Source organism: Microbacterium sp. HD4P20 (assembly GCF_019449275.2).
Taxonomy (GTDB): Bacteria; Actinomycetota; Actinomycetes; order Actinomycetales; family Microbacteriaceae; genus Microbacterium.
In genome coordinates this window covers 171,187-188,271 of sequence record NZ_JAHZQZ020000006.1, presented here as the reverse complement: position 1 = coordinate 188,271, position 17,085 = coordinate 171,187, and the positions used below count along the sequence as shown (strand labels likewise).

Here is a 17,085-nt window from a genome sequence, read left to right as displayed (position 1 = left end):
CGGCCGGGATCGGATCAGTTCTCGCGCGGCTCCAGAAGGAACAGGGCGATCTGACGATCGGTCTTCGTCTGATAATCGTCATAGGCCGGCCACACCTCGGTGGCACGGGCCCACCACTCGGCGCGCTCGTCACCCGACAGCTCGCGCGCGGTGTAGTCGCGCTTGTCGGGGCCGTCCTGAAGCTCGACGTGAGGCTGACGACGCATGTTCTCACCCCACTTCGGCTCGGCAGGCATGCCGCCGTTGGATGCCACGACCACGTAGCGGCCGTCGTGCTCGACACGCATGAGGGCGGTCTTGCGCAGCGCGCCCGTCTTGGCGCCGACGGTCGTCAGCACGATGATCGGCTTGCCTCGCAGGGTGTCGGCCTCCTGCCCGTTCGAGGCCTCGTACTTCTCAGCCTGGGTGCGGGCCCATTCGGACGTGGACGGCTTGTACTCTCCGGTCAGCGGCATGACTCCACGATACGGCCGGCTGCGGGAGCTCGGCGCGTCGCCCTATCGTCGAGGTATGCCCAACATCAGAGTCGAGCTCCTCCCCGGTCGCACCGTCGAACAGCGCCGCCGCTTCGCCGAGGAGGTCACGCGCTCCGCGGTCGAGGCGCTCGGCGCCCGCCAGCAGGACGTGCGCATCATGTTCGAAGAGGTCGCGGCCGACCACGTCGCCAACGGCGGCGTGCTGGCCAGCGAGGACGAGAGCCGCGCGGACGTGCTCTCGAAGCTCGCCGAGAACGCCGGCTGAAAACACGAAGAGCGGATGCCGCAGCCCGAGGCGGCAGCATCCGCTCTTTCCAGGTCAGAAACCGACGTCTAGAGCGACTCGACGATCTCGCGCATGAGGGCGGCCGTCTCGGACGGCGTCTTGCCGACCTTGACACCGGCAGCCTCGAGGGCCTCCTTCTTCGCCTGCGCGGTTCCCGCCGAGCCCGACACGATGGCGCCGGCGTGGCCCATGGTCTTGCCTTCGGGTGCGGTGAAGCCGGCGACGTAGCCGACGACGGGCTTGGTGACGTTGGCCTTGATGAAGTCAGCCGCGCGCTCCTCGGCGTCGCCGCCGATCTCGCCGATCATCACGATCGCCTTGGTCTCGGGGTCGGCCTCGAACGCGGCGAGCGCATCGATGTGCGTCGTGCCGATGATCGGGTCGCCGCCGATGCCGATGGCGGTCGAGAAGCCGATGTCGCGCAGCTCGAACATCATCTGGTAGGTCAGGGTGCCCGACTTCGAGACGAGACCGATCGGGCCCTTGCCGGTGATGTTGGCCGGGGTGATGCCGACGAGCGACTCGTCCGGCGTGATGATGCCGGGGCAGTTCGGGCCGATGATGCGCGTCTTGTTGCCCTTTGCGGTGGCGTAGGCCCACGCCTCGGCCGAGTCGCCGACGGGGACGCCCTCGGTGATCACGACGAGCAGCGGGATCTCGGCGTCGATGGCCTCGACCATCGCGGCCTTCGTGAAGGCAGCGGGCACGAACGCGATCGACACGTCGGCGCCCGTCTTCTCGATGGCCTCTTCGACCGACCCGAAAACGGGCAGCTCGACGCTGTTGCCGTCCTTGTCTTTGTGCAGCACCGTGGTGCCGGCCTTGCGGGCGTTCACGCCGCCGACGACGTTGGTGCCGGCCTTGAGCATGAGCGCAGTGTGCTTGGTGCCTTCGCCGCCGGTGATGCCCTGGACGATGACCTTGGAGTCCTTGTTGAGGAAGATCGACATTTCTCTACAGTCCTTTTGAAGTCCGGATGCCGGGATCAGGCGTTGGCGAGTTCGGCGGCCTTGTCGGCGCCCTCGTCCATCGTGGCGGCCAGGGTCACCAGCGGGTGGTTCGCGTCCTGCAGGATCTTGCGGCCCTCTTCGACGCGGTTGCCGTCCAGGCGCACGACGAGCGGCTTCGACGCGGTCGAGCCCAGCTCGGCCAGCGCGCCGACGATGCCCTTGGCGACCGCGTCGCACGCCGTGATGCCGCCGAACACGTTGACGAACACGCTCTTGACCTGCGGGTCGCCGAGGATGACATCCAGGCCCGCGGCCATGACCTCGGCCGACGCGCCGCCGCCGATGTCGAGGAAGTTGGCCGGCTTCACGCCGCCGTGGTTCTCGCCCGCGTATGCCACGACGTCGAGCGTCGACATGACCAGGCCTGCGCCGTTGCCGATGATGCCGACCTGGCCGTCGAGCTTGACGTAGTTGAGGTCGTTCTCTTTCGCCTTCGCCTCGAGCGGGTCGGCGGCGTCCTTGTCTTCGAGCAGGGCGTGACCGGCGTGGCGGAACTCGGCGTTCTCGTCGAGGGTGACCTTGCCGTCGAGGGCGATGACGTCGCCCTCCTCGGTGAGGACGAGCGGGTTCACCTCGACCAGGGTCGCGTCCTCGCTCTTGTAGACGTCGTAGAGCTTGACGAAGACGTCGCTCACCTTGTCGACGAGGTCGGCGTCGAAGCCGGCAGCTTCGGCGATCTCGACGGCCTTGGCCTTGTCGATGCCGGTGCCCGGGTCGACCTCGATGCGCGCGAGAGCCTCGGGACGCTCCACCGCGAGCTCTTCGATCTCCATGCCGCCCTCGACGCTGCACAGCGACAGGTATGAGCGGTTGGCGCGATCCAGCAGCACCGAGAAGTAGTACTCCTTGTCGATGCGCGCGCCCTGCGCGACCATGACGCGCTTGACGACGTGGCCCTTGATGTCGAGGCCGAGGATCGCCTTCGCCGCCTCGTAGGCCTCGTCAGGGGTCTTCGCCACCTTCACGCCGCCGGCCTTGCCGCGGCCGCCGGTCTTGACCTGCGCCTTGACGACGACGACTCCGCCGATCTTCTCGGCTGCGGCCCGCACCTCCTCCGGCGTGTCCGCGACGATGCCGGCGAGAACCGGCACCTCGTACTTCTCGAAAAGGTCTCGTGCCTGGTACTCGTACAGATCCACAGTGCATTCCTTCGCAGGTGGCGAATGGGGTGGGACGACGCGAAAAGCGTCTCGACGTCGAGATATCGACCAGTGCCCCAGCCTACTACCGCCGACCGGCCCCCTCCGACCGCAGCGACGCGCGGACGGCGACGGCGTCAGCCGGCAGACCTCGATTGCCGAGCGGATGCCGCGGCCTCGGCATCCTCGATCTCCTCGCCGGGCACGCGGGGAAGCCTTGTGAGGTCGCACAGTGCCGGGCCCTCGATGCGGCGACCTTCGGCGGTGAACCGCGACGCGTGCAGCGGGCAGTCCCACGACCGCTCAGCGTCGTTCCACTGCAGCACGCCGCCCATGTGCGGGCAGACGGCGCCCACAGCGCGGGTTCTGCCCTCCACCGTCGAGATGCCGACGGGGTAGCCGGCGCGATTGGCGACGACCCCTTCACCCTCGTGCGGTCGACGCACGGGCACCGGTACGGTCTGCGCACCGAGCCAGCCCGATGCCGCCTCCCACCCGACCTTGAGATTCTCGACGCCGCCGCGCGCGAGATCGGCCGGCACGGTGAACCGGGTCGAGATGGTGTTCATCCAGCCGGGGCGATCTCGGCGGGGCACTTTCTGGATCTCGGCGACGATGCGCAGCGCGGCGGCCGGCGCGTTGGTGAGCCCCCACTTCGCGTACCCGGTGGCGAACCGGATCCGTCCGAGCCCGCGCGGCATCGCTCCGACGAACGGGATGAGGTCATGCGACTGGTAGTCCTGGGCCGACCACGCGGCGACGGGCTCGGCACCGGGGAAGTGCTCGCGCGTCCACGCGATGAGCTCGTCGATGCAGCTGCTGGGCGACGGCGACCGACCGACCGGAAACCCGTTGCCGCCGACGATGAGCTGGGCCGCGGCGGCCGGCCCGTCGGCAGGGGTGATCGAACGCACCGACTTCGTGGCACCGTCGACCGACAGGTACAGCCCCTCTGGCAACGGCGCGTCGGTGGCGAAGGCGACGCACGACGAGCGGAGGCCGCGGACCTTGGCGAAGTACAGGCCGCGGTCGATGATCGGCGTGCCCGTTGCCAAGACGACCTGGTCGGCCTCCGCGTAGCCGGCGGTGGTCTCGACGGCCCCGCGAGGGGCGGCATGGGCGCGTGTGACGCGAACCCCGGTGTGCAGCACGCCGCCCGCCTCGAGGTAGGCACGGGCGAGCGCGGTCAGCAGCTGCTGCGGGTCGATCGCCGCCTGGTCGTCCAGGGCTACGGCGTCGACGATCGGGAACGGCGACTGCGCGAGCAGGTCGGGCTCGACGCGACGAGCGGGCAGGCCGGCCTCGATCGCGGCATCCAGTTCGGCCCTCACGGTCTCGACGCCCTCGGCGGTCTGTGCGTAGGAGTACGCCGCGCGTCGCGAGTAGGGGACCCCGAGCTCATCGGCGGTGTCAGTCAGCCACTGGGCACCGTCGCGATTGGCCTCGGCGTAGGCGCGCACCAGTCCCGCGGGATGGTGCCGGCGCAGCGTCGACAGCGTCGATCCCTGCAGCAGCGAGACTTTGCCCGTGTTGCCGCCCGACGCGAGTTCGCCCACCTCCCCTGCCTCGACCACGGCGACGTCGCGACCCTCGCGGGCGAGCATCAGCGCCGTCGCGAGCCCGGTCAGCCCTGCTCCGACGATGATCACCTGACGCCGGCGCCCGGGCTCGAAGGGCGTTCCGGCGACGGGCACGGGATCCAGCTTCCAGATCGGCCTCATCGCCCCAGTCAACGCGCCGCTCGCGCGAGGGTCGAGCGGCTTGACAGCGGGGCGCGGGGATGCGAACGCGCGGTGCCGGGCGCACTAGGCTCTCCCCCGAGATGACCGACAACGCAGCCGCTCCCGCTCCGCAGGCCGCCGCGCGCGCCGCCGTGGTGGCCGCCGCGCTCGAGTTGTTCGCCGAGCAGGGGTTCGATCAGACCTCGGTCGAGCAGATCGCTCAGGCGGCTGGGGTCTCGCGCTCGACGTTCTTCCGCCAGTTCGGCGGCAAGGACGACGTGGTCTTCACCGATCACGAGCTGCTGCTGACGCACTTGCGCGAGTTCTTGGCCCAGCCGCACGAGGATCCGTGGGCGGCGATATGCGAGGCATCCGTCTTCGTCTATTCGCATTTCGCGGCCGACCCCGAGCTGGCCCGCCGGCGCTACGCCGTCGTGCGTGGCGTGCCGGCGCTGCGCGACCGCGAGATCGTGACGGTGTTCCGTTATGAACGGCTCTTCGACGAGTACCTTCGTGCATCGCTGCCGGGCCTGGATCCGCTCGACGCCGTCGGCTTCTCGGCCCTCGTGACGGCCATCCACAATCACGTGCTGCGTCGCCTCATTCGCGGGCCCAAGAAGGTGCCGGTGTCGGTCCTGAAGACGGCGCTCGACGACGCCCGCCGCCGGTTCGGCGTGCTGCCCGGCGATGAGTCCGGACCGTCGTCGGACGACGTCGTGGTCGCGGTCTTCCCGCGCGGCACGCCTACGGCCGAGCTGGCTCGGCGTCTGCGCAAGCAGCTCGACGACTGACGACCCGTTCCCCCTCATCTCCCCTTCCGCGCCGAGCATGTCGGTTTCGCGCCGAGCATGTCGGTTCCACGCCGAGCATGTCGGTTTCGCGCCGAGCATGTCAGTTTCACACCGAGCATGTCCCCCACATGGTCGCGGAGAAACCCACATGGTCGGTGTGAAACCCGCATGGTCGCGGAGAAACCCGCATGGTCGGTGTGAAACCCACATGGTCGCGGAGAAACCCACATGGTCGCGGAGAGGCGGCCTCCGGCGGCTCCTGATTCGCGAACATACCGGTCGGTCGGTATGCTCTGCGGAAGACGACGGCGCGTACGCCGTGTTTGGATCGGACGAGGCCGCCACGCAGACGTGGCGCCCAGACGCAGACGTCGAGGAGGTCGGATGCTGATCACCGGAGCAGTCCTGGAAGGCTCGGGCGCCGCCGCGCCCTTTGCCGAGTCCCGTCCCTTCACCGTGGGCGAGCTGGAACTGGATCCGCCTGGGTCCGGCGAACTGCGGGTGCGGATCGAGGCCGCCGGAGTGTGCCACTCCGACCTGAGCGTCGTCGACGGCAATCGGACGCGGCCGACCCCGATGCTCCTGGGTCACGAGGCTGCCGGAATCGTCGAACAGGTCGGCGACGGCGTGATCGACATCACCCCCGGCACGCGCGTCGTGATGACCTTCCTCCCCCGCTGCGGGGAATGCGACGGATGCCGCACCGACGGACGCCTGCCGTGCGCGCCCGGCTCCGCGGCCAACAACGCCGGCACGCTGCTGGGCGGCGGCATCCGTCTGCATCGCGAGGCCGATGGGGGCGTACACGAGGTGCATCACCACCTTGGCGTCTCAGCGTTCGCCACCCACGCGGTGGTCAGCCGCACGTCGATCGTGCCCGTCGATGCCGATGTGCCGGCCGAGATCGCGGCGCTGCTCGGGTGCGCGGTCCTCACCGGCGGCGGGGCGGTTGTCAACGCCGGACGACCTGCGCCGGGCGAGCCGGTCGTCGTCGTGGGTCTGGGCGGCGTCGGGATGGCGGCGCTGCTGGTCGCCGTCGCGCTGGGGCACGAGGTCATCGGGGTCGACACCGTGCCCGGCAAGCTCGAGCTGGCGCGCGAGTGCGGAGCCGCCGACGCCCTCACTCCGGAACAGGCTACGGATCGCGGCATCCGCGCCCCCGTCGTCGTCGAGGCGGCCGGAGCGGCACGCGCGTTCGAGACCGCGATCGCGCTGACCGCTCCCGGCGGTACGACTGTGACCGTCGGCCTGCCGGCGCCCGACGCGCGCGCGGCCGTGTCGCCCCTCGTGCTAACCGCTGAGGCCCGCACCGTGGTGGGCAGCTATCTGGGATCCGCGGTGCCGAGCCGCGACATCCCGCGGTACGTCGAGCTGTGGCGTGCGGGACGCCTGCCGCTCGAGAAGCTCGTCTCGTCCCGCATCGGCCTCGACGACCTCGACGCCGCCATGGACCGGCTCGCCGCAGGCGGCGAGCTGCGCCAGCTCATCACCTTCGAAAGGAACGACGCATGACCAGAATCGCCATCGTCACCGGGGCCGCACGCGGCATCGGCGCCACCACCGCCCAGCGCCTGGCCGCCGACGGCAATGCCGTCGCGGTCCTCGATCTCGAAGAGTCGGCGTGCGCTGACACGGTGACGGCGATCACGGATGCCGGGGGCCGAGCCCTCGCCGTCGGTGCCGACGTCGCCGATGCGGCGTCGGTAGAGCGCGCTGTCGCCCGCGTGGCCGACGAGCTCGGAGCGCCGACGATCCTGGTCAACAACGCCGGGATCATCCGCGACAACCTGCTGTTCAAGATGACTGAGGACGACTGGGACGCGGTCATCGCCGTACATCTGCGCGGTGCGTTCCTCATGACGCGCGCCGTGCAGGAGCACCAGGTGAAAGAGGGGTGGGGACGCATCGTCAACCTCTCGTCCACCTCGGCGCTCGGCAATCGCGGGCAGGCGAATTACGCCGCTGCGAAGGCGGGCATGCAGGGCTTCACCAAGACTCTCGCCCTCGAGCTCGGCCGCTACGGCGTCACGGCGAACGCGATCGCTCCGGGCTTCATCGTCACCGACATGACGCGGGCGACCGCCGAGCGTCTGGGGGTCTCGTTCGACGACTTCATCGCGGCGCGGGCCGCCGAAGTCCCGGTGCAGCGCGCGGGGTATCCCGACGACATCGCGGCCGCGGCATCCTTCTTCTGCTCCGAAGAGGCCGGCTTCGTGTCGGGCCAGGTGCTGTACGTGGCGGGCGGTCCGCGCGCATGAGCATCGTGCTGGATTCGCCGGCGGCGCTGACGGATGCCGTGGGCCAGACCGCGACCGGCGACTGGTTCGAGATCGACCAGGCGCGCGTCCAGGCGTTCGCCGACGCGACCGAGGACTGGCAGTGGATCCACCTGGACGCCGAGCGCGCGGCATCCGGTCCCTTCGGGGCGACGATCGCGCACGGCTACCTGACGCTCTCGCTGCTCCCCCGGCTGACGGCGGGCCTGCTGTCGGTCGAGGGCACCGCCATGGTCGTGAACTACGGGCTCGACAAGGTGCGGTTCCTGCAGCCTGTGCTCGTGGATTCCCGCGTGCGCGCCGTGACCGAGGTCGCTTCGGTCGAGCCGACGTCGCAGGGCTATCGCGTAGGGCTGCGCACCACGGTCGAGCTCGAGGGCTCCAACCGGCCGGCACTGGTGGCCGAGACGATCGGCCTCTTCGTTCCGGGCACCTGACCGGACGGGTGCTTCAACCTGGCGGATGCCTAGTGCTGTTCCGGGGCGTCGCACTTGGCGAGGTCGGTCTGCGCGAGCGGCTCGCCCTCCTCGATGACATACGTGACGAGAAGCACGACGTCTTCCTCGCCCTCGTTGACGCCCTGGTGCGGGTACCCAGCGCCCTCGACGATCGCGTCGCCGGCGTGATAGACGTGCACGCCGCTCGGATAGATGGGCGCGTAGTGGGTCAGCGCCCCCTGCTGGACCACGGCGATGAGCTGACCGGCGTGGCAGTGTTCGCCGGTCCCGGCACCCGGACGAAGGGTGATCTCGCGGAAGACGACCTGCGAGGGTCCGGAGACCTCGACGTCGACACCGTCCTCGTCATCGCCGGCGGCGAGGTCCACGGCCGTCACGGGGGCGGGTGTCTCGCTCGCCGTCGGCACGACGGTGGGGACAGCCACCGCCGTGCCGCACCCCGTGAGAAGCATCGCTCCAGCGAGGAACAGCGCGAGCAGGGGTGAGCGATGGCGAGGCATTCCGTCAGGGTGGCAGAGCCGCGAGCTACAAGCAACGAATGACGGCGACCTGCCCTGCTCGAGCGGCCTTCGCCGGCCGACCCATCGCATCGAGATCGGCATCGCATCAGGACCGGCGGGCTCCGTCAACGCTCTCGACCATGAGCGGCCCGGTCGCCACGATGGAACCGAATCCGACGGGAGGATCCATGACCGACAACACGCAGACCGTGGTGACCCGTTCCAATCGCGGGCAATGGAGAGGTCGAGGTGGAGGGACGCCCGGAACTCGCTCGAAGCTTCACCAGTCGAGACGAGGCGGTCGAAGCAGGACGTGCCGTCGCCGAGGCCGCCCCTAGCTTCGGCCGGGCCGGAGGGCTCCGCTGGTGAAGTAGCGCACCTCGCCCGTGTCGTCCTCGACCCCGAAGACCCACGTGCCGGAGGGAGTGGCCCGGACATCGATGACCGTCCCCCGGGATTGAGGGGTGAGGACGTCGTCTCCGGGCTTGAACGAGGAATCGGTCATGGATCACAGCGTACGAGGGTCATGCGGATCGCCGCCAGACGCTCGTCGGCGAAGCGCTGCATCGACCCAGTACTGGAGCCGGTCCTCGCCGGGTGCACTGTCCACGATGACCCGCAGCCACCCGATCCCCATATCGCGGCCTCTGCCCATCTCCGCCCTCGACGCATCGGGCTGCCGCAGCAGCGCCTCATCCTCGGAAGGGGCAACGCGCACGAGAAGGCTGCCGTCGGCGTTGACGGCGAGCGCCATCGCATCGTCGACCATCAGCGCGATCGCGCCGAACATCTTCACCTCGCGCACCTCGCCCGCAGAGATCAGCGGGCGCACACGGTCGACGAGAAGGCGTTGTTCCGTCATCACGGGGCGTCGGCGACCGGTGCGTAGCCGAGACGGTCGAACGCCAGGCGGATCTCCACGATCGCACCGTCTTCGACGACGAACAGCTCACTGGCCAGGACGGTTTTCGAGGTCTCGGTCTGGGGGTAGTACCAGAGCGCCACCCGATCGGAATCAGTCATCCGTGTGAGCTCGGGCGCGGCCGTCAGCATGGGGACGAAGGCGTTGAGGTACTTCCGCCACTCCTCCTTGGTCCTGACCTCGGGGTCAGGTGCAAAACACCGGACGTCGTCGGAGAGGTGAGTGAGAGCGTGGTCGACGTCGCCGCTCGTCCAGGACGCGTGGTAGCTCTGCACGATGTCGAGGGCGGATGTCATGGTGATGCTCCTTCGCGTTGCGGTTTCCAGGTGTCTGTCGGCAGCCCACCGCCGGTGGCAGCCAGCAGGAGTCGTGCGAGAAAGTGCGCCCAGCCGTCGGCGTGGCCGGGCAGCTCACCGTCGGGCAGACCCGTATGAACGACCTCGACGCGCGTGCCACCGGTGGTGCGGGTGAGCTCGAACGACACGGTCGATGTGCCGGGCGGAAGCTCTTCGCTCTCGATGAACCCCCACGTGACGGTCACGCGGCGGGGTCGGTCGATCTCGACGAACGACCCGCGCGCGCGGAATCCCGCGATGTCGACGGCGAAGACGCCTCCCGGCACCGGATCGAGAGAAGCTCGCGTTCCCATCCACGACGTCATCCCGTGCTCCGTGACGAGCAGATCGAAGACGGTTTCGGGGGCGGCCTCGATGTCGATGGAGCTTCTGCGCTCAGCCATCCTCGTGCCGCCTCTCGGCCGCCCGCTTGAGCTCGGAGAGTCGCTCCGGCCAGAAGTCGTCGAAGAAGGCCTTGCCCACCGCCAGGCCCTCAACCCGAAGCGCATACATGTGTCGTGTGCCCTGTCGGACGCCATCGACCAAGCCGGCCCGATCGAGGATCTTCAGGTGGTGAGAGACGTTCTGCTGCGAGATTCCCAGTTCATCCGCCAGCTCTCCCACGGCGCGGCGCCCGCCGCGGATGACGCCGAGGATCGCACGACGGTTGGGGTCGGAGAGCGCACGGAATGCGTCGTTCAGCGCAGCTGTCGATCGATTCATGGGTGTCGCCTCCACGGTCACCGTACCACCGATATCCGTTTGTACAAACAGTTATTTGTGGATGACGTCGAATCGACTCGCGCTCCCCCGGGTCTGCATCGGAAGGCTCGTGATGCGCTGCTCAGACGCGCTCGAGCACCATCGCCATGCCCTGACCGCCGCCCACGCACATCGTCTCGAGACCGTAGCGACCGCCGGTGGCAGTGAGGCCGTTGATGAGGGTCGACGTGATGCGGGCGCCGGTCATGCCGAACGGATGCCCCACCGCGATGGCCCCGCCGTGCACATTGAGCTTTTCGGGGTCGACGCCGAGCTCGCGCGCGGAGGGGATGACCTGCGCCGCGAACGCCTCGTTGATCTCGACGAGGTCCATATCGTCGATCGACAGGCCCGCGAGGGCGAGGGCACGACGGGATGCCTCGACCGGGCCGAGCCCCATCACCTCGGGCGAGACACCCGAGACTCCAGTCGACACGATGCGGGCCAGCGGCTGCAACCCCAGCTCGTTCACCACCCGCTCCGAGACCACGACGACCGCCGCCGCGCCGTCGTTCAGCGGACAGCAGTTGCCCGCCGTCACGGTGCCGTCGGGACGGAAGACGGGGTCGAGCCCCGCGAGCGCCTCGATCGTCACGCCGGGGCGTGGACCGTCGTCCGACGCGACCACTGTCTCGTCCTCAAGGGTGACCGGCGTGATGTCGCGGGTCCAGAAGCCCGACGCGATGGCCGCCTGGGCGCGCTGCTGCGACCGTGCCGCAAAAGCATCCTGTTCCTCCCTCGTCACGCCGTGCAGCTGCGCGACGTTCTCGGCGGTCTGCCCCATCGCGATGTACGGGTCCGGCAGCGAGCCGCCGTCGCGAGGGTCGGTCCACGCGCCCGCACCCGAGTGCGAACGGGCCGCCGTGCGCTCGAGTGCAGCCGCGAACCGCGGATTGACGGCGCCGGGCAGGTCGGAGGCGCCGGCGTCGTACCGCGACACCGACTCGACGCCGGCCGATACGAACACGTCGCCCTCCCCCGCCTTGATCGCGTGGAACGCCATCCGGGTGGTCTGCAGCGACGACGAGCAGTAGCGGTTCACCGTCGTGCCGGGCACCGTGTCCCACCCGAGCAGCACCGCGACGATGCGAGCGATGTTGAACCCCTGCTCGCCGGCGGGCTGCCCGCAACCCACGAGCAGGTCATCGATCCGCGCTGGGTCGAGCGCGGCCACGCGATCGAGCGCCGCGGACACCATGCGGGCGGCGAGGTCGTCGGGCCGCACGCCCGCGAGGGATCCCTTGCGGGCGCGGCCGATCGGCGAGCGGGCGGTGGCGACGATGTAGGCCTCGGCCATGTGGATTCCTTCCGAAAGCAGCTGTCGAGTACGTACGTTCTCGCCGAACGACCACGTTGTCGGCGCGCGGGACGTGCGGTCTCGGCGAGAACGTACGTTGTCGACGGGGGTGGGGGCGGGGGCGGGCGTGGGCGGGGGCGGGGGTGGGGCGGGGGCGGGGGTGGGACGCAGGCGGGTGGAGGCGGGTGGGGGGTGCGGGCGAGAGCGACGGGGGCGGATGCCGGGGCTCAGACGAACGCCGAAAGTCCGGTGATCGCGCGGCCGACGATGAGCGAGTTCATGTCGTACGTGCCCTCGAAGGTGAACACCGCCTCGGCGTCGGCGAAGTAGCGCGCGACGCCGTAGCCGGCGGGGATCCCGACCTGACTCTGACCGCCGAGCTGGATGCCGTTGCCACCGCAGATCTCGCGGCACAGGGCCACCGTCTCGCGCATGCGCGCACTCACGAAGGCCTTGGCCATCGCGGAGTGGTGGTCGGCCTGGATGCCCTCGTCCTGCATCTGCGACACGCGTACGCTCAGCGCGATCGAGGCGGTGATGTTCGACAGCGCGACGGCGAGCTTCTCCTGCACGAGCTGGAACGACGCGATCGGCTTGCCGAACTGCGTGCGCGCTTTTGCATACGCCAGCGCCGCTTCGTAGGCCCCCACGCCGACGCCGAGGCCCTGCCACGCGACGTCGGCCCGGGTCAGGCGCAGAACCACCGCGAGGTCGCGGAACCCGTCGATGCGCTGCAGTCGATCGCTCTCTGCAACGACGACGTCCTCGAGCACGATGTCGGCGTTCTCGACGCCCCGCAGCGACTGCTTGCGCTCGATCTTCGTCGCTGCGAAGCCGGCGGCCGGCGTCCGCACGAGGAACCCCTTGACCTGGTCGTCGCTCAGATCGCGTGCCCAGATGACCACGAGGTCGGCGAACGCTCCGTTTCCGATCCAGCGCTTGGCGCCGTTGAGCACCCAGTGGTCGCCGCGGCGCTCGGCGGTGGTCTCGAGACCGCGAGCGGTGTCGGAGCCGTGCCCCGGCTCGGTCAGCCCGAACGCCGCCACCGCCTGGCCCGACGCGAGCACCGGCAGCCATTCGGCCTTCTGCTCGTCGGATCCGCCGACCGCAATCGAGGTCATGGCGAGCCCGCTGTGCACGCCGATGAAGGTGGCGATCGACGGATCGGCGCGAGAGAGCTCCATCGCCACCCACCCGCGGAACACCGCGCTGTTGTCGAAGTGGCGGGTCTCGGCGAAGCCGTTGGCGTACAGACCCAGCTCGGCGATCCGCGGCACGAGGTGCCGCAGGCTCTCGGCGCGCTCCCACAGGTCATCGGCGTGCGGCCGGACCTCGGCGTCGAGGAACGCGCGGATGTCGGCGACCGCCCGCTGCTCGGCATCCGTCAGCAGATTCTGGAACGCGTAGAAGTCCGCGTCGAGCAGGTCGGCGGGGTCGGATGCCGCAACCTGAGGCGGTATGAGGGTGAACGTCATCGTCTCTCCGATCGTCGGTGATCACTCCGAGTATGCATCACTTTTCAAAATGTTGCACAACATCTGACCATACGTTGCACGGGTTCGATGCCTCCCGAGTAGAGTTCCGGCATGACGACCACGACGACTGCGACCCCCACGATCGCCGACGTGGGAGTGCGGGCCGCACCGTCGTGGCTGTCGGAACGGCTGGCCGAGGCGTCCCATCCCGACGCGGTGCGCGCCTTCGATGCGGCCCGCGAGACGTTCATCGGCGGGCGCCGCATCGATATGGGAAGCCTCGCGACGTCGCTCGGAATCGATCGCACCTCGCTCTTCCGCTGGGTCGGCAATCGCGACGCCCTGCTCAGCGAGGTGCTGTGGTCGCTCGCCGTGCCGACGCTCGTGCAGGCCGATCACGCGAACCAGGACCGCGCGGGCGGCGAGCGCATCGCCGGCATCCTGACCCACTTCGTCGACGACCTCATCACCGCGGAGTACTTCCGGCAGTTCCTGCGGCGCGAGCCCGCGAGGGCGCTGCGGCTTCTGACCACGAAAGAGAGCCCGATCCAGCGTCGCTACGTCGCGACGGCGGAATGGCTGGTGCGTCGCGAACTGGGCGAGGAGCCTCTCGGCGGCGCGATCGATCCGGCCGGCCTGGCGTACCTGCTGGTGCGCATGTCCGAGTCGTTCACCTACGCCGACCTCATCTCGGGCGACACCCCCAGCGCCGAGCGGGCGCGTGTCGCATTCCGCCTGCTGCTGCGGGTGGAGGCCTGATGAGCACGTACGCCGTCCGCGAGCCGTTCGCGACACGGTGGAGCGACAACGACCAGTACGGGCACCTCAACAACACGGTCTACTACGCCGCGATGGACACCGCGATCAATGCGTTCATGATCCGCGAGGGCAGGCTCGACCCGCTCGGCAGCGACGCGATCGCGCTGTGCGCGGCGTCGTCGTGCGAGTACCATGCGTCGGCCGGTTTCCCCGAGCCGCTCGAGGTGGGCATCGGGGTCGAACGCCTCGGCACCACGAGCGTCACCTGGTCGCTCGGCATCCTCCGCTCCGGCGAAGACGACCCGATCGCGAGTGGGCGCTTCGTGCACGTGTTCGTGGATGCCGCGACCCGGCGACCCACGCCGGTTCCGGCATCCGTCCGCTCCGCGATCGAGTCGCGGCTCCTTTCGCACGGCTGACCCTACGGGCTGATCCCGCCCCGTCTGCCGGACCCGGAAACCGCGAACGATACGTGAGCTCGCGAACAAACCGACCATCCGGTATGCTCGATGCGACGGCCCGCTGATGGGCGGGAAGGCGGGTCGACGATGACCGGAGTTCCGGGACTGGATGTCGCGGGCCTGACTGCATGGCTGGCCACCGCACACCCGGAGCTGGCCGGCGACGAGCTCACCGCGACAGTCGTCGCTGGCGGTCGCAGCAACCTCACCTATGCGGTGGCGGGAGCACGGATGCCCCTGATCGTGCGCCGACCACCGCTCGGGCACGTGCTCTCGAGCGCGCATGACATGCGGCGCGAGCATCGGGTGATTTCGGCACTGGCCGACAGCGCCGTTCCCGTGCCGCGCGCGATCGACGTCGTAGACGACGTCGACACCGCTGCCGTCACGGGCACCGTGTTCTTCGTGATGGAGCGCGCGCCGGGCCGGGTGCTCGCGCGAAGGTCGCAGAACGCCGACTGCACCGCCGTCGGGCTCCGCCGGCTCAGCCTCGAACTCGCGCGGCACCTCGCCGACCTGCACGCCGTCGACCCCTCCGCCGTCGGCCTGGAGGACTTCGGTCGCCCCGACGGCTACCTTCAGCGTCAGCTGTCGACGTGGCGCCGCCAGCTGAACGCGTCGCGCTCACGTGAGACCCCGCAACTCGACGCATTGCAGTCGGCACTGGCCGATGGCATCCCTTCTTCGTCTCGCTCCACGATCGTGCACGGCGACTACCGTCTCGATAACGCGCTGGTGGTGGGTGAGGGCGACGAGCCCCGCATCTCGGCGATCCTCGACTGGGAGATGGCGACGCTCGGCGACCCGTTCGTCGATGTGGGCATGCTGGGCCTGTACTGGGACATCGCCGCGCTGCCCGGTGGCGAGGGTGTCGTGCCGAGCGCAGTCGACCCGGACGCCGGCTACCCCGGCTTCGACGAGCTGGTCGAGGCCTATGCCGAGCACGCCGGCATCCTCGTCCCCGATCTGCGCTGGTACCGCGCGTTCGCCGCCTACAAGCTCGCCGTGATCCTCGAGGGGATCCACTACCGCTTCCAGGCCGGTGACACCGTCGGCGAGGGGTTCGACCGCATGGGTGCGCTCGTCGAACCGCTCGCGAGCACCGGCCTCGACACCACCCGAGCCGAAGGAGTGCGCTGATGGACTTCGCCCCCGACCCCACCGCGCATGACTACGCCTCGCGGGCCCGCGGCTTCCTCGACGAGCACGTGCTGCCTGCCGAGCCGGTGCTCGACGAGCAGCTGGCCGCGGCACCCGGCGACTGGACCGTGCGGCCGGTGGTCCGCGAACTGCAGAGCAAGGCGCGCGAGGTGGGACTGTGGAACCTCTTCCTCCCCGGCGGTGAGCACGGTGCCGGCAACGGCGGCGCGGGCCTGACGAACCTGCAGTATGCGCCGGTCGCCGAGGTCACCGGATGGAGCCCGCGCCTTGCCCCCGCCGCCTTCAACTGCGCCGCGCCCGACACCGGCAACATGGAGGTGCTGAACGACTTCGGCACACCGGAGCAGAAGGAGCAGTGGCTCCAGCCGCTGCTCGAGGCCCGCATCCGGTCGTCCTTCTGCATGACCGAGCCCGACGTCGCCTCCTCCGATGCGACCAACATCGGCACGCGCATCCGTCGCGACGGCGACCACTTCGTGATCTCGGGGCGAAAGTGGTGGTCGACCGGCGCGATGAACCCGGACGCGGCGATCTTCATCGTGATGGGAAAGACGGATCCGGATGCTGCGCGCCATCGGCAGCAGTCGATGGTCCTGGTCCCGCGCGACACACCGGGGGTGCGGATCGTCCGCCCGTTGACGGTGTTCGGCTACGACGACCGCGATCACGGCGGGCATGCCGAGATCGCGTTCGACGATGTGCGCGTGCCGGCGTCGAACCTCATCGCGGGCGAGGGTGACGGGTTCGCCATCGCGCAGGCGCGACTCGGACCCGGCCGCATCCATCACTGCATGCGCGCGATCGGCATGGGCGAGCGTGCGCTGCACCTCATGACCGAGCGAGCGAACGCGCGGCACGCGTTCGGGCGGACGCTGGCCGACCAGGGTGTCGTGCGCGAGTGGGTCGCCGAGGCGCGCATCCAGCTCGAGGCGCTGCGGCTCCTCGTGCTCAAGACGGCCTGGCTCATGGACACCGCGGGCAACAAGCAGGCCATGACCGAGATCCAGGCGATCAAGATCGCGGTGCCCCGCGCCGTGCAGCAGATCGTCGACCGCGCCATCCAGATACACGGCGGCGCAGGGGTCTCGTCCGACACTCCGCTGGCCGAGCTCTACGCCGGCGTGCGGTCGCTGCGCATCGCCGACGGGCCTGACGAAGTCCACTTGGCGAGCCTCGGCCGCGCCCAGCTGCGGGAGTAGCCGACCAGCGGATGCCGCGGCATCCGAAGCCCCCGTCCGATGTCGAAGGAGACAGCG

The 17,085-nt window shown here is 69.6% G+C and carries 21 protein-coding genes; 9 read left to right on the top strand and 12 right to left on the bottom strand.

Features of this window, described 5'->3' with window-relative positions:
• Positions 1-14 precede the first annotated feature (14 nt).
• A complete protein-coding gene (locus K0817_RS01655; RefSeq protein WP_219979353.1) occupies positions 15-455 on the bottom strand; it encodes a nitroreductase family deazaflavin-dependent oxidoreductase in 441 nt (146 codons plus the stop codon).
• A gap of 55 nt (positions 456-510) precedes the next feature.
• On the opposite strand from K0817_RS01655, the gene K0817_RS01650 reads away from it, so the two are divergent.
• A complete protein-coding gene (locus tag K0817_RS01650) occupies positions 511-741 on the top strand; it encodes a tautomerase family protein (protein ID WP_219979352.1) in 231 nt (76 codons plus the stop codon).
• Positions 742-809: 68 nt separating this feature from the next.
• Here K0817_RS01650 and sucD read toward each other — a convergent pair whose 3' ends face one another.
• The 3 genes from sucD to K0817_RS01635 all read right to left on the bottom strand — a co-directional run bounded on the left by sucD (position 810) and on the right by K0817_RS01635 (position 4,632).
• Positions 810-1,712, bottom strand: a complete 903-nt coding sequence (gene sucD / locus K0817_RS01645) for a succinate--CoA ligase subunit alpha (RefSeq protein ID WP_219979351.1) — start codon at positions 1,710-1,712, stop codon at positions 810-812.
• A 35-nt stretch (positions 1,713-1,747) separates the two neighbouring features.
• Positions 1,748-2,911 carry an ADP-forming succinate--CoA ligase subunit beta gene (sucC, locus tag K0817_RS01640; protein WP_219979350.1) on the bottom strand — a complete coding sequence of 388 codons (1,164 nt, stop codon included), beginning with the start codon at positions 2,909-2,911 and terminating at the stop codon, positions 1,748-1,750.
• A gap of 137 nt (positions 2,912-3,048) precedes the next feature.
• Positions 3,049-4,632, bottom strand: a complete 1,584-nt coding sequence (locus tag K0817_RS01635; protein ID WP_219979349.1) for an FAD-dependent oxidoreductase — start codon at positions 4,630-4,632, stop codon at positions 3,049-3,051.
• 101 nt (positions 4,633-4,733) lie between these two features.
• Here K0817_RS01635 and K0817_RS01630 point away from each other — a divergent pair, with 101 nt between their 5' ends.
• From K0817_RS01630 to K0817_RS01615, 4 genes are all read left to right on the top strand, one after another.
• Positions 4,734-5,423, top strand: a complete 690-nt coding sequence (locus tag K0817_RS01630; RefSeq protein WP_219979348.1) for a TetR family transcriptional regulator — start codon at positions 4,734-4,736, stop codon at positions 5,421-5,423.
• Positions 5,424-5,807: 384 nt separating this feature from the next.
• On the top strand, positions 5,808-6,935 hold the full coding sequence (locus tag K0817_RS01625) for an alcohol dehydrogenase catalytic domain-containing protein (RefSeq protein WP_219979347.1): 1,128 nt from the start codon (positions 5,808-5,810) through the stop codon (positions 6,933-6,935).
• Positions 6,932-7,681, top strand: a complete 750-nt coding sequence (locus tag K0817_RS01620) for an SDR family oxidoreductase (protein ID WP_219979346.1) — start codon at positions 6,932-6,934, stop codon at positions 7,679-7,681. The genes K0817_RS01625 and K0817_RS01620 overlap by 4 nt, the downstream gene beginning before the upstream one ends.
• Positions 7,678-8,136 carry a MaoC family dehydratase gene (locus K0817_RS01615; protein ID WP_219979345.1) on the top strand — a complete coding sequence of 153 codons (459 nt, stop codon included), beginning with the start codon at positions 7,678-7,680 and terminating at the stop codon, positions 8,134-8,136. Before K0817_RS01620 ends, K0817_RS01615 begins: the two co-directional genes overlap by 4 nt.
• 29 nt (positions 8,137-8,165) lie before the next feature.
• Here the strand turns inward: K0817_RS01615 and K0817_RS01610 are convergent, their stop codons facing one another.
• The 8 genes from K0817_RS01610 to K0817_RS01575 all read right to left on the bottom strand — a co-directional run bounded on the left by K0817_RS01610 (position 8,166) and on the right by K0817_RS01575 (position 13,448).
• A complete protein-coding gene (locus K0817_RS01610; protein ID WP_219979344.1) occupies positions 8,166-8,657 on the bottom strand; it encodes a cupin domain-containing protein in 492 nt (163 codons plus the stop codon).
• Between the two features lie 334 nt (positions 8,658-8,991).
• Positions 8,992-9,162 carry a hypothetical protein gene (locus K0817_RS01605; protein WP_219979343.1) on the bottom strand — a complete coding sequence of 57 codons (171 nt, stop codon included), beginning with the start codon at positions 9,160-9,162 and terminating at the stop codon, positions 8,992-8,994.
• Between the two features lie 3 nt (positions 9,163-9,165).
• On the bottom strand, positions 9,166-9,519 hold the full coding sequence (locus tag K0817_RS01600; RefSeq protein ID WP_253735112.1) for a TfoX/Sxy family protein: 354 nt from the start codon (positions 9,517-9,519) through the stop codon (positions 9,166-9,168).
• Entirely contained in the window at positions 9,519-9,875 is a 357-nt protein-coding gene (locus K0817_RS01595) for a nuclear transport factor 2 family protein (RefSeq protein ID WP_219979341.1), read from the bottom strand. The genes K0817_RS01600 and K0817_RS01595 overlap by 1 nt, the downstream gene beginning before the upstream one ends.
• A complete protein-coding gene (locus K0817_RS01590) occupies positions 9,872-10,318 on the bottom strand; it encodes an SRPBCC domain-containing protein (RefSeq protein WP_219979340.1) in 447 nt (148 codons plus the stop codon). Before K0817_RS01590 ends, K0817_RS01595 begins: the two co-directional genes overlap by 4 nt.
• On the bottom strand, positions 10,311-10,637 hold the full coding sequence (locus K0817_RS01585) for a helix-turn-helix transcriptional regulator (RefSeq protein ID WP_219979339.1): 327 nt from the start codon (positions 10,635-10,637) through the stop codon (positions 10,311-10,313). Before K0817_RS01585 ends, K0817_RS01590 begins: the two co-directional genes overlap by 8 nt.
• A gap of 121 nt (positions 10,638-10,758) precedes the next feature.
• A complete protein-coding gene (locus K0817_RS01580; protein WP_219979338.1) occupies positions 10,759-11,973 on the bottom strand; it encodes an acetyl-CoA C-acetyltransferase in 1,215 nt (404 codons plus the stop codon).
• Positions 11,974-12,200: 227 nt separating this feature from the next.
• Positions 12,201-13,448, bottom strand: coding sequence for an acyl-CoA dehydrogenase family protein (locus K0817_RS01575; protein ID WP_219979337.1), 1,248 nt, complete (start codon positions 13,446-13,448; stop codon positions 12,201-12,203).
• A 111-nt stretch (positions 13,449-13,559) separates the two neighbouring features.
• On the opposite strand from K0817_RS01575, the gene K0817_RS01570 reads away from it, so the two are divergent.
• From K0817_RS01570 to K0817_RS01555, 4 genes are all read left to right on the top strand, one after another.
• Positions 13,560-14,207, top strand: coding sequence for a QsdR family transcriptional regulator (locus K0817_RS01570; RefSeq protein ID WP_219979336.1), 648 nt, complete (start codon positions 13,560-13,562; stop codon positions 14,205-14,207).
• Positions 14,207-14,626, top strand: a complete 420-nt coding sequence (locus K0817_RS01565; protein WP_219979335.1) for a thioesterase family protein — start codon at positions 14,207-14,209, stop codon at positions 14,624-14,626. Before K0817_RS01570 ends, K0817_RS01565 begins: the two co-directional genes overlap by 1 nt.
• Before the next feature lie 129 nt (positions 14,627-14,755).
• Positions 14,756-15,808, top strand: coding sequence for a phosphotransferase family protein (locus K0817_RS01560; protein WP_219979334.1), 1,053 nt, complete (start codon positions 14,756-14,758; stop codon positions 15,806-15,808).
• On the top strand, positions 15,808-17,028 hold the full coding sequence (locus K0817_RS01555; RefSeq protein WP_219979333.1) for an acyl-CoA dehydrogenase family protein: 1,221 nt from the start codon (positions 15,808-15,810) through the stop codon (positions 17,026-17,028). Before K0817_RS01560 ends, K0817_RS01555 begins: the two co-directional genes overlap by 1 nt.
• Positions 17,029-17,085 lie beyond the last annotated feature (57 nt).